This window comes from Blautia sp. AM23-13AC, assembly GCF_003435675.1.
GTDB classification, from domain to species: domain Bacteria; phylum Bacillota; class Clostridia; order Lachnospirales; family Lachnospiraceae; genus Fusicatenibacter; species Fusicatenibacter saccharivorans.
Genome location: NZ_QTUL01000001.1, coordinates 525,378 through 536,708, shown reverse-complemented (window position 1 = coordinate 536,708; position 11,331 = coordinate 525,378). Strand labels below are relative to the sequence as shown.

General features: G+C 48.4%; 12 protein-coding genes and 3 pseudogenes. 9 read left to right on the top strand and 6 right to left on the bottom strand.

Annotated elements, in window-relative coordinates; all coding sequences use genetic code 11:
• Nucleotides 1-364 precede the first annotated feature (364 nt).
• The 4 genes and pseudogenes from DW642_RS02490 to DW642_RS02470 all read left to right on the top strand — a co-directional run.
• Complete coding sequence (locus tag DW642_RS02490; RefSeq protein WP_117509146.1) at nt 365-1,117, top strand: heparan-alpha-glucosaminide N-acetyltransferase; 753 nt, start codon at nt 365-367, stop codon at nt 1,115-1,117.
• A 545-nt stretch (nt 1,118-1,662) separates the two neighbouring features.
• On the top strand, nt 1,663-2,022 hold the full coding sequence (locus DW642_RS02480; protein ID WP_117509145.1) for a DUF3847 domain-containing protein: 360 nt from the start codon (nt 1,663-1,665) through the stop codon (nt 2,020-2,022).
• Nucleotides 1,988-3,484 carry a MobQ family relaxase gene (gene mobQ, locus DW642_RS02475; RefSeq protein ID WP_117509144.1) on the top strand — a complete coding sequence of 499 codons (1,497 nt, stop codon included), beginning with the start codon at nt 1,988-1,990 and terminating at the stop codon, nt 3,482-3,484. Before DW642_RS02480 ends, mobQ begins: the two co-directional genes overlap by 35 nt.
• Nucleotides 3,481-3,896: pseudogene (locus DW642_RS02470) on the top strand (AAA family ATPase); the annotation flags it as partial. The gene mobQ and the pseudogene DW642_RS02470, both read left to right, overlap by 4 nt.
• 258 nt (nt 3,897-4,154) lie before the next feature.
• Here DW642_RS02470 and DW642_RS16405 read toward each other — a convergent pair.
• Nucleotides 4,155-4,355: pseudogene (locus DW642_RS16405) on the bottom strand (transposase); the annotation flags it as partial.
• Nucleotides 4,356-4,532: 177 nt separating this feature from the next.
• A pseudogene (locus tag DW642_RS02455) lies at nt 4,533-4,688 on the bottom strand (winged helix-turn-helix transcriptional regulator); the annotation flags it as partial.
• Between the two features lie 273 nt (nt 4,689-4,961).
• On the opposite strand from DW642_RS02455, the gene DW642_RS02445 reads away from it, so the two are divergent.
• Entirely contained in the window at nt 4,962-5,099 is a 138-nt protein-coding gene (locus DW642_RS02445) for a hypothetical protein (protein WP_442857661.1), read from the top strand.
• Nucleotides 5,100-5,194: 95 nt separating this feature from the next.
• Here DW642_RS02445 and DW642_RS02440 read toward each other — a convergent pair whose 3' ends face one another.
• From DW642_RS02440 to DW642_RS02430, 3 genes are read right to left on the bottom strand one after another with little or no spacing between them, the layout of a single operon-like run.
• The gene (locus tag DW642_RS02440; RefSeq protein WP_117509143.1) at nt 5,195-6,217 is read right to left on the bottom strand and encodes a helix-turn-helix domain-containing protein; all 1,023 of its coding nucleotides are present in this window, start codon (nt 6,215-6,217) and stop codon (nt 5,195-5,197) included.
• Nucleotides 6,214-6,600, bottom strand: a complete 387-nt coding sequence (locus tag DW642_RS02435) for an ArsR/SmtB family transcription factor (RefSeq protein WP_055228485.1) — start codon at nt 6,598-6,600, stop codon at nt 6,214-6,216. Before DW642_RS02435 ends, DW642_RS02440 begins: the two co-directional genes overlap by 4 nt.
• Before the next feature lie 53 nt (nt 6,601-6,653).
• Complete coding sequence (locus tag DW642_RS02430) at nt 6,654-7,196, bottom strand: Rrf2 family transcriptional regulator (RefSeq protein WP_242991104.1); 543 nt, start codon at nt 7,194-7,196, stop codon at nt 6,654-6,656.
• 127 nt (nt 7,197-7,323) lie between these two features.
• Here DW642_RS02430 and DW642_RS02425 point away from each other — a divergent pair, with 127 nt between their 5' ends.
• From DW642_RS02425 to DW642_RS02415, 3 genes are read left to right on the top strand one after another with little or no spacing between them, the layout of a single operon-like run.
• Complete coding sequence (locus DW642_RS02425) at nt 7,324-8,304, top strand: NAD-dependent protein deacetylase (protein ID WP_173841546.1); 981 nt, start codon at nt 7,324-7,326, stop codon at nt 8,302-8,304.
• A complete protein-coding gene (locus DW642_RS02420; RefSeq protein WP_117509142.1) occupies nt 8,301-9,182 on the top strand; it encodes an NAD-dependent protein deacetylase, SIR2 family in 882 nt (293 codons plus the stop codon). Before DW642_RS02425 ends, DW642_RS02420 begins: the two co-directional genes overlap by 4 nt.
• Before the next feature lie 16 nt (nt 9,183-9,198).
• Nucleotides 9,199-10,035, top strand: a complete 837-nt coding sequence (locus DW642_RS02415) for an NAD-dependent protein deacetylase, SIR2 family (RefSeq protein ID WP_117509141.1) — start codon at nt 9,199-9,201, stop codon at nt 10,033-10,035.
• A gap of 167 nt (nt 10,036-10,202) precedes the next feature.
• Here DW642_RS02415 and DW642_RS02410 read toward each other — a convergent pair whose 3' ends face one another.
• Nucleotides 10,203-10,556: a winged helix-turn-helix transcriptional regulator gene (locus tag DW642_RS02410; RefSeq protein WP_055187091.1), complete on the bottom strand. Its 354-nt coding sequence runs from the start codon at nt 10,554-10,556 to the stop codon at nt 10,203-10,205.
• A gap of 154 nt (nt 10,557-10,710) precedes the next feature.
• Between DW642_RS02410 and DW642_RS02405 the strand changes: the two genes are divergently transcribed.
• On the top strand, nt 10,711-11,214 hold the full coding sequence (locus DW642_RS02405; protein WP_117509140.1) for a flavin reductase family protein: 504 nt from the start codon (nt 10,711-10,713) through the stop codon (nt 11,212-11,214).
• The last annotated feature ends 117 nt before the right edge of the window (nt 11,215-11,331 follow it).

Below are 11,331 nucleotides of genomic sequence, written 5' to 3'. Positions count from 1 at the left end.
CCGGGCAGAAAACTGTTCGGACTTTTCTCATATAGTCCAAAGTTGCGGTAGAACTGTTCACAAGTTTTATGGTACAATTTGAATACGAAAAGTGAGCAACAAATGGAGGCTGGCTGACACATTTGTCTGCGGGCGTGATGTCCCAATCGGAAATTTCGTCAGACCATATCTCCATTTTAAAAGAAAAGAGCAAGGCCGGATAGACCTTACTCTTACATTATGAATCGGAATTTACGAAAGAGGTACAGAACATGAAGAAAATCAGAGGATTGCGTAGCTCCGGCAGAGCCGGAACGGCAGCAGCCAGAGTCGCCCCGGAGCTGGTGGAGCCGATTTTGGAGTAAATAAAAGGGGTGATGAAATTTTGCTGGAAACAACGCAAATAAAGCAGCGTTTACCGTTTATTGATTTGATAAGAGGTATAACCATTATTGAAATGATTTCGTATCATTTCTTATGGGATTTAGTTTATCTGTATAATGCAGATATTCCATGGTATAAGTCCCACGGTGCCTATATTTGGCAGCAATCCATTTGCTGGACTTTTATTTTGCTGGCTGGGTTCAGCTGGCATTTAGGAAAAAAACACATGAAAAGGGGATTGTGGGCGTTTGGTGGTGGTGTGGTCGTTTCGCTCGTTACCGCCATAGTTCTTCCCAATGATCGGGTGCGCTACGGTGTTCTAACGCTTATTGGCAGCTGTATTTTGATATGGATTTTACTGGATAAGGTTCTGAAAAAAATCCCGGCTGGGGTTGGGGTAAGTGTTAGTTTTGTGCTATTCCTCATTCTCAGAAGTTGGACGAAGCAAGACCCTATCCAACTATCTGATAATTTGCTGAATGTTACATGGTTGAAATCGGTATTAGCTTATATTGGATTTCCGCAAGCTGGCTTTTCATCTACCGACTATTTTCCGTTGCTCCCATGGATTTTCTTATTTGCAACAGGATATTTCCTGTACAGTTTCTTACAGGAAAAGGGGCTGATTAACCGGCTATTTGGAAAATGGAAAGTTCCAGGTATTAACTTTTTAGGGAAACATTCGCTTATTATTTACATGATACACCAACCGATCTGCTATGTTGTAGCGTTCTTGGTTTCGGAGATTTTTTAATATTGAGCCGTTGATCGGTGGAGTAAACAAGAAAGGAAGCCACCAAAAAGGGGGCTTCCTTTCTTTAATATCGGCAAATGTGTTTATTTTTGATTATCACAGTTTGTAGCCGGTGATGTATCGGTCGCTACCAACTTCGCCAGCGAAGAAATCGTTAAGGGAGCTGCAAGCGAAGAATCTCTAATACGACAGATTCAAGTTTGGCGAACTGATAAAATCCCTTTAGGAACTAAAGGGCGCACTTCTATACTCTCCTATCGGGAGTATCGTGCGTCCTGCGGAGCTTCATTCTCTGTCAGCAGAAAAAAGCTGCATGACCGAGAATGTTTCGTCACTTCGTTCCGTCAAGGTGGCTACACCCCCTTGCGCTGCTAATGCGGCTATCCCTTGTGTACTTGCCGTCCGCAAACGGTTTTGACAAACCGTTCGCCGCCAGCAAGTTTGGAAAAACAAATACCGAAAATCAGACCGTTGACTGGTCGCACTATGCGAAAAGTTGACGGTCTTTTTTTATCCCCAAAATCAAAAATAGGAGGTCAATCACAATGACAAAACCGAAAACCCTTGACCAGCTCCGAGCCGAAAAGGAACGGGCCGAGACGCAGCTTGCACAGGAACAGCACAAGCTCAACCGTCTTGAGAACAGAAAGAAATATCTGGAGAAAGGCGAAAGGCAGAAACGCACCCATCGTCTTTGCAATCTGGGCGGCACGATTGAGAGCCTTGCCCCGGAGGTCAAAGATCTCACACGCACCGAAATGACAGAGCTGATGGAACAAATCTTTTCTTTGTCCGAAGTCCAGCGAGCCGTCCGTCACATGACGATTACCCACATCAGCCAAGCAAACGGAGAAAAGGAGTTGAAAGCCGATGGCACTATTTCATCTGAGCGTCACGCAGACTAAGCGAAGCGCAGGACAGTCCGCTATCGCTTCTGCTGCCTACCGAGCCGGGGAGCGATTGTATAGCGAGTATTACGGCGAATACAGCGACTACACCCGCAAGGGCGGCGTGATCTGCTCTGACATTCTCCTGCCGTCCCATGCACCGCCCGAATACGCAGACCGCCAGACCCTATGGAACGCCGTGGAAAAAGCCGAGCGTGGAAAGAACGCCCAACTTGCATACAGCTTTGACATTGCCTTGCAGAATGAATTTTCCCTTGAGGAAAACATCGCTCTTGCAAGGCAATTTTTGTTGGAGAACTTTGTGAGCCGGGGCATGGTGGTTGACTTCGCCGTACACCAGCCAGACCGGGAGGACGGCGGCATACCAAACCCGCATTTTCATGTGATTTGCCCTATCCGCCCCATCGAGCAGGACGGCAAATGGGGGCTAAAGCAACGCCGGGTGTATGAGCTGGACGAGGACGGCAACCGTATCCGAGACCAGAACGGCGAGTTTGTTTTCAACGCCGTTCCCACTACCGACTGGGGCAGTCCCGAAACGCTGGAATACTGGCGGCAGACATGGGCGGAGCTATGCAACGCCAAGTTTGCGGAAAAGGGGCTTGACGTTCGTATCGACCACCGAAGCTATGAGCGTCAGGGCGTGGAGTTTCTTCCCACTGTCCACGAGGGCGCAACTGTCCGGGCAATGGAGAAGAAAGGCATACGCACCGAGAAGGGCGAGTTCAACCGCTGGATCAAGGCAACCAATGCCGTGATCCGGGACATCAAGAAGAAAATCGCTCTCCTGTTCGATTGGATTGCCGAAGCAAAAGCAGAGCTTGCCAAGCCGCAGGCACCCGACCTTGTTTCTCTGCTGAACGCCTATTACACCCAGGGCAGAGCCGGGGCGTATTCGCAGAAAGGCAAGGTCAGCAATCTAAAGGAGATGAATGAGACTTTCAATTATCTCCGGGCAAACGGGATTTACTCCCTTGAGGATTTGGAACACCGTGTCAGCGAACACAGTGCTACCACAGAGAGCTTGAAGAAAACGCTGGACGAACAGAACGCCCGAATGAAAGCAATCAAGCAGCTCTATGACAGCTCCGCCGCTTTCCAGAGCTTGAAGCCTATCTATGACGGCTTGCAGAAAATCAAGTTTGAGAAGCCCAGAGCCAAGTACAAGGCAGAGCATGAAGCGGAATTGATACAGTTCTACGCCGCCAGACGAAAGCTGACCGGGGAGTTCCCGGACGGCAAGGTGGATATGAAAAAGCTGTCCGACGAGTATGACGAGCTGGAACAGGAGCACAACACCACCTATGGCGAGTTTAAGACCGTCAGAGACGATTTACACCGCCTTTGGAAGGTCAAGTCATGTGTAGATACTGCCGCCCGATTTAACGAGCGCACAGAGGAACAAAAGCTCCAAAATCGACCCCAAACACGACAGAAAAAGGAGGAACTATCCCGATGAATTACACCCAAGCACAGATTGACCGGGCAAACGCCGTCAGTCTGGAAGATTTTCTCCGTACACAGGGAGAGACGCTTATCAAAAGCGGACGAGAATACCGCTGGAAAGAACATGACAGCCTGACCGTCCGGGGAAACAAGTGGTTTCGCCACAGCCAGAGCAAGGGCGGCTATCCCATTGATTTTGTCATAGAGTTTTACGGCAAGTCCTTTCCCGAAAGCTGACAATTATCCAGGGCAATCCCGGCGAGGGCAAGACCTACTTTGCCATGCGCCTTGCGGCGGCTTGCACCAATCGAAAGCCTTTGCCCGGTATGGAGACACTTGAACCTTTCAATATCATCTATCAGACCGCCGAGGACGGTCTGGGCGATACGGTCAAGCCCCGATTGATGGAAGCAGACGTAGCCCTTGCGCTGTAATTCTTTTTCAAGTTTTCTGCGTTCTTTCTCAGAATCCTTAAGTTCGCGGTTAAGCCGGGAAGCTTCTTTAGCGATGCCACCATTGGCATTCATGCAGGCATCTTTCCAGGCTTTGATCTGCTCGATATAAAGACCTTTTTTACGGGCATACTCGGCAAGTTCCGTTTCATTCATACCTGCTGTTTCAACAACAACTAAAAATTTATCCTGTGTACTCCAGTCATCAGGAACAGCATCCGTACCAGGAGCAGCATAGCCTTCCTTTCTGGCTTTATCCCGCCAGTTACGAAGTGTCTGTTCAGAGATTCCTTCTTCTCTGGATATCTTGGTAATAGATTCATTGTTTGGTGGAAGCATCCTCCTGAGGAGTGCATCCTTTAATTCTGGACTATCCTTTCGACATTTGCCCTGTCTCTTTTTTTGCCAATACCATAGACAGTTTTCTTTCATTTGCTGTTGTCTCCAATCTCCATACACTGATATGGATAAAGCCTGCCAAGTATCATGCTGATACAGCACCCGGCAGTGCTTTCTGAAAATATGGTTTCTCTGTACTCTTTCTTATCACCCCAGAGATGTAGGATTTCTCACAGGCGGCAGTGTGCTTCACTGCTCCATTGGAAGTTGTCACTCTGTCAGTCGATTCTCCTCGCCCCAGACACAGAGCTGATCCAGCACAGTCATCAGCGTTTTTCCTCGTTCCGAAAGCGTATATTCCACCTTCGGCGGAATCTGCGGATACTCGGTGCGGACGATCAGTTTATCCGCTTCCAGCTCCTTGACAGTCTACATCTGCATTTTTAAAAATATGCGTTTCAAGATTTTTTGAAAGTAAGCGCAAAATAATTCGACGGATTGTGTTGCCCTAAAAATCAATTCATAATAATCATTAGAGAATGCAAGCATTTCACTTCATTTTCTCTTGCTTGAAATGATAGATGCGAGCATTTTACTCTATTCAAGTTATCCCTGTGTGTTAGGATAGTTGTCAGTGAAAGATAATTACTTTTGTGGTAGTATGTAGCTATCACAGGAAGGGAGCTTTCGCTATGAACTATGACGAAGAAGGCGATGGATAAACTGATTACAAGGAAGGAAGCAGCCAGTATACTGGGAATCAGCGTAAAAACACTGGATGCTGTAAGAACAGACGGTTTGATCTCCTATGTTCAGTATGTGGAAAACGGCTGCTGATGCAGTCAGCACAGATTAGGATGACAACGCTGATTGACTATACATCAAAAGTGAAGAACTTGGCTTTGTTGGCAGTAGTCTACCAGAATTTTTCATTACAGTGTTTTGCTAAAGAAATCCGATGGAGCTATACCCTGGATTTTTCTGTATTCTCTGGGTGACATTTTGACTATAGACTGAAAAGCGCTTGAAAATTTTCCCTGGGTTTGGTAGCCTACCTGGGAAGCAATATCCGCGATAGTGTCATTTGTTTCCCGTAATAATTTCATAGCCTGACGCACTCGAAATTCCTTCATATAGGTGGCGATAGGCTGGCCGTAGACTGCCTTGAATATCTCCTTTAGAGTGGAGGTATTTATCAAATACTGTTTGGAAAGTTCTGCGATCGTAAATCGTTGATCCAAGTGCTCTGTCAACTGTTGATGAATTTCTTTTATCAATTCGGTTTGCTGGGAGAAGTATTGGGTCAATTCTTTATGCTCCGATTTCATGTTGCTCAAATAAATCAAAATTTCCAGCACCTTCAATTTCAAGAGGGAAATTCGAACGGATACAGGAGCAGAAAAGAGTGGGGCAAAAATGTGCTCTAAATCGGAACAGGACGGGATTGCGGATGGCTTTCCGGAGCAAAATCGATCCCGTAACTGGTCTGCCTCCACACCGGCATTCTTTAAAACTTCCGGGCAAATGGAAGAGAGCTGTTTCAGATCCACGGAAATGGAAATTCCCTCTGCATATCCTAGGGGAAACATCATGGCGGAATCCGCGCAGCAGGCCATACTGTGTGCTGTCACATCACCTCTACCTAAATAGACGGCAGTACCGTCTTGCATATTCCAACCCACGCGACCACTGCAACAATAGTAAATTTCTAAAACAGAATCCGAAGCATCATGCTGAAACTTGATCTCTGAAGCAAGAAAAACATTGAAGGATACCTCTATTCCAGGAAAAGTTTCATATGCCTCCATAACCCCTTTTCCAGCGGTAACCGCTCGAAACTGTTCTCCAAAGAGTGTGGTACCCGTTCCGCCAGCCCGGCAATGCTTCAAGGCGAGGGTGCCGTTTGGAATCTTTTGAAATTTTTGAGCGATAACTTTGGATTCTTCTTTTTTCATGGCGTTCCTTTTTGTTTTTCTACTTGCGACGGACAGGCGATTTTTACAAGCCACTCAATCATGTGATGGAAATTTCGGGCCTGCTCGGTATCGGCCGCTTTATAATAGACCTCTTTTCCGTCCCGGCGGCTAACGATCAGACCTGCTGATTTCAACTGCTTGAGATGGTGAGAAACTGCAGGACTGCTCATATTTACCATGGCTGAAAGATTGATAACACATTCCTCACAGTGGCAAAGCAACCAAAAAATGCGAATACGGCTGCCATCCCCCAGCTGCTTGAAAATATCAGCTACGGTTTGAAAGTTTTCTACGCTGGGCATATGTTCCAGTTCCTGCTCGATAGTTTGTCCGTGGTCGTGTGGTAAGGGGTTCTGAATCATTTAGCACTCCTCCTTAAAGTCTATCTTACCATAGGCTGAAGGAAAAAGAAACTTTACTTCTGAAATATTTCTGGTTCAGGACCAGCGTCATGGGTGTAATCCAAGATACGGACACCATCACCTATCTCTTTCTGCACCAGCTCCCGCATACGTTTGGCAAAAGGACAGGGGTAACCAATGGGAGTCATGTGATATTGTTCCAGCACATCTTTCAACGTGATTCCTTGCATTCTTTGTTCCGCTGTTTTTTGAATGTCCAAGTAAAAATCCCGCAGCACCAGTTGAATATTTACACCCACGCCACAGGCAGGATTGGTGTGGATGTCCTGATGGAGCAGGGGCTTGTTGCCCTCTACTGCCCGATAGGCATCCAGTAGAGTGATTTTCTCCGGCTCACGAGCCAGAGCAGGTCGGGGATGTCCCTTCACGCTGACCAGCAGTCCTCCCTTCCGCAGGGCGGACATGAGCTGGCGCACATAGGCAGGATTCGTCTGAATGCTCTCTGCCAGCTTGTTACTGGTCAGGTCGCAGTTTGGGTACAGAGCGATAAAAGCCAGAATATGAACAGCATCGCTAAGGCGGGTAGAATATTTCATAGCCTGATCTCCTTTTTTACTTTGATGTTATTTTTATTATAACAACATATTGACAGTGACGCAAGAGGATGCTAAAATAATTTGAAGTAAGAATAAAAATAACACCCACTTGAAAGGAATGGTGACAATGAACTTCTATGATGATCTGGTCATGCAGACCCAGATGAATTATTCCAGGCACTATCATATCTATGCTTCCGGCGGTACGCCTTATCAGCTGACTGACAAAAAGCCGCTGCCGTATAGCGAACAGATCCATCGTTTGGTACAGGAGGTAAAGGAAGCTGACTGTGTGGTAGTGGGCGGGGCCTCCGGCCTGTCCGCTGCCGGTGGTGGAGATTTTTACTACGAGGACAACGACTCCTACCGCAAATACTTCCGCCCTTTTGCCGAGAAGTACCACTTCAAAGGTGCTTTTGCAGGGATGATGCACCCCTGGAAGACAAGGGAAGAGTATTGGGGGTATCTCGCCACATTCCTTCACACTACCCAGACCGCACCTGTGCGTCATTCCTATTTGGATTTAGACGCTTTGCTGAAAGGCAAGGACTTCTTCATCCTCACCACGAACCAGGATACCCAGTTTGTCAAACTCTACCCGGAGGAGAAGGTGGCAGAGATTCAGGGGGATCACCGCTTCTTCCAGTGTGCCGCCTGTTGTACCGATGACACTTGGGATGCGGTAAAGCCGGTGGCTGATATGGTAGCCGCTATGGGGAGTGACACGAAGATTCCCACGGATCTCATTCCCCGATGCCCCCACTGCGGCGGCGAGGCATTCCCTTGGGTGCGAGGATATGGGAATTTTCTGCAAGGAAAGAAATACGAAGAACAGTACGAAAAAATTTCTCGCTATGTGCTGGAACACAAAGACAGCAAAATTTTGTTCCTGGAGCTGGGCGTGGGCCGAATGACTCCCATGTTTATCCAAGAACCTTTCTGGAACATGACCCTCAGCTTTCCCCATGCTCGATATATTGCTGTCAACAACAAGTATGACTTCCTGCCCAAGCAGTTGGAGGACAAGGGCATGACCATTGTGGCCGACATTGCTCAAGTGCTGCGGGATGCACGGGATACCATGGACAGCGGAGATAACGATCGATGAGGGTTGCAAACCAAGCGACGCTTCAGGAACTTGCCGAGCGTATTGATCAAGCAGATGCCGTTGTGATCGGAGGCGGCTCCGGCCTGTCAAGCGCGGCTGGATACGACCACTACCATTGGTCCCCGGCACTTTCGGAGGCATTGTCTCCCTTTCGCGAACAGTATGGCTTTACCTCTCCGCTGGCTGGATTCTACCATTGCTTTTCCAGCTATGGGGAACAGTGGGGGTATTACAGTCAATATATCCGCTTCATGTGGGAAGCCCCTACTGGGCAGCCCTATCTGGACCTGCAGGCGCTTGTTGCGGACAAACCTGCTTTTGTTCTGACCACCAATGTGGATCAGCAGTTTTTTCGAGTATTTCCCCAGAAACAAATTTGCGCCTTTCAGGGAGACTTTAGCTACTGCCAATGCAGTCAGCCCTGCCGGGATGATATTGGGGAAAACCGCGAACTGGTGAAGGAACTGACTGGTTGCCTGGCAGGTGTTCGCCTGCCGGAGGAGGCTGTTCCTCGTTGCCCGGATTGCGGGCGGGTGCTGGTGCCCTGGGTACGAGATGATACCTTTCTGGAGGGAACCTTCTGGCAGGATAGTCTGCATCGCTACCATAGATTCCTGCGACACTGGATAATGGATCAGTTCGACAAAAAAGTCCTGCTGTTGGAACTTGGCGTGGGTGAGATGACACCCAGTATCATCAAATTGCCCTTCTGGGAACTTACTGCCAAAAACGAAAACGTCTTTTATGCATGTCTTAATCGAGAGGCAGCTCATAGGCCAGAGCATCTGCGGGGACGCAGCCTGTATCTGCAAGGAGATTTGGCGGAAACTCTGGCTGCCCTCCGGCAGGAGCGATCCATCGCAGCAACCATAAAATAGAAAGGAGCGAACAAATATGATTGATTGGAACCCTATTGCGAAAAAATTCAGAGAAGCGGACGCTATCCTGATCGGAGCCAGTAACGGCCTGTCCATCACCGAAGGACTGCATTTGTTTGCGGACAATGCGACTTTTGAAAGACTGTTTGGGGATTTCAAACAAAAATACGGCTTACGTTGTATTTTGCAGGGCATGATGGCCGGATGGCCCAGCGAGGAGGAAAAATGGGCCTTCTGGGCCCGGCTCATCCATCGTTACTGTGGGCAGTACCAGCCTACGCCGGTGATGAACGATTTGAAGGCCATTGTAGGAGAAAAAGATTACTTTGTCGTCACATCAAACGGAGAAGGTCACTTTGAACTGTGTGGCTTCGATCCGACGAAAATCTATGAGATTGAGGGCAACTGGATTACTATGCAGTGTGCCCGCCCCTGCCACGATACCCTCTATTCAAGTTTAGAGGTGGCCGAAAAATTATCGGCTGCCGAACAGGGCGGCCATGTGCCTACAGAGTTGGTGCCGCGTTGTCCCAAGTGCGGAGGTCCCATGGACATCCACATGGGCGCGGGTCAGAGAATGATCCCGGATGCCGCTGCCCAGGCACGGTTCCAAAACTTTCTGAAAACCTACCACGGAAAGAAACTGGTGGTTCTGGAGCTGGGCATTGGCTGGCGCAATCAGCTGATCAAGGCCCCGATGATGCGCCTGGTGGCCGGCGAGCCAAACGCCACTTATGTGACCATCAATCTGGGGGAGATCTACATTGCGGACAATATCAAAGAGAAGTCCTTCGGACTGGACGGGCGGCTGGATGAGCTGCTGCCTGCTCTCCGGGAGGCGTGTGAGGTATGACGATTTCGGAGCAGGTTCAAAATGACTATACAAATGCATAAACTCTCATGAACCAGGTTGCTTCCTGAATCCTTTGCAGCAGTAGAGAATGCATAAAAAGCCGGGAAGTTGACTCAAATTGTCAATGCCTCCCGGCTATTATCAGGCAGATATTAATATAGTTAGAATCATGGTATATATTTCATTCCCCATTGGGAAATGGCGTAAAAGACCGGCAGCAGGTCCCGCCCTTTTTCGGTGAGGGAGTACTCCACTCGCAGAGGCATTTCATTATATTGGATACGCTGAACCAATTCGTCCGCTTCCAGCTCTTTCAGCGCGTTGGTCAGAGCTGTGTTGGTAATGGGTTTGAGAACTTTTTTCAGTTCCCCAAACCGCATAGGACACTTGATGCACAGTTCATAGAGAATTTGGAGTTTCCATTTGCCCTGCAGCATTTGAACCACCGGCGTGACCGGGCAGTTTCCCTCGCCGGTTAGAATGACACTGCCAACCTTTTCTTTGAATTCTTCATAAGTCATAATTGGATCGTTCCTCGTCTTTTGCAGTATATTTTTTGATACCAGGTATAAATAATTTGCGTACTTGAACAAAAATTACTATCAGATATAATAAATATATCACTGGTTGGCCATACAGTCAACGACTGAAATCTCTTAGAAAGGTCTGAATTTTATGAAAGAACTGAACATTATGGAGGCTACTGTTCTGACCTCCCCCAATCCGCTGACACTGATCTGCTCTAAAAAGGAGGATGGTTCTACGAACCTGGCTCCCATTTGCTTTGTGTCTTACCTCTCCTTCAATCCGCCTATGGTGGGCTTCGCCACTGGCAAACAGTCCCACACCGGCAAGCGTGTGCGTGAGACCGGCAAAGTCATTGTCACTGTTCCCGGTGAGAGTCTGGCAGGCGCAGTAATGGCCTGCGGAGCATCTACCGGTGCCGAGACCGATAAGGTGGCCGCCAACAACATCGAGATGATGGCTGTGGAGGGCAGTGATATCCAGATTCCGGTGGATACTCGTCTGGCGATGGTGGCCACCCTGCAGCAGTCGGTGGAAGTTGGCGACCATATCCTGCACATATGTCAGGTGGACAAGTTCCTGGGCGATGAGGACAAGAAGGGGCTGTATGCCTGGAACGGCTTCGGGAAAGTTGCGCCTGCGGTAGAAGGCTAAATCTTAAAACGGAAAGGAGGCATCAGCGGTGGCCGTTTGTATTAAATTGAGTGGATCGTCATTGGGACTGAGACCGGACATAGGAAGGGCAAAGCCGTATCGAAACCGGAATGGGTG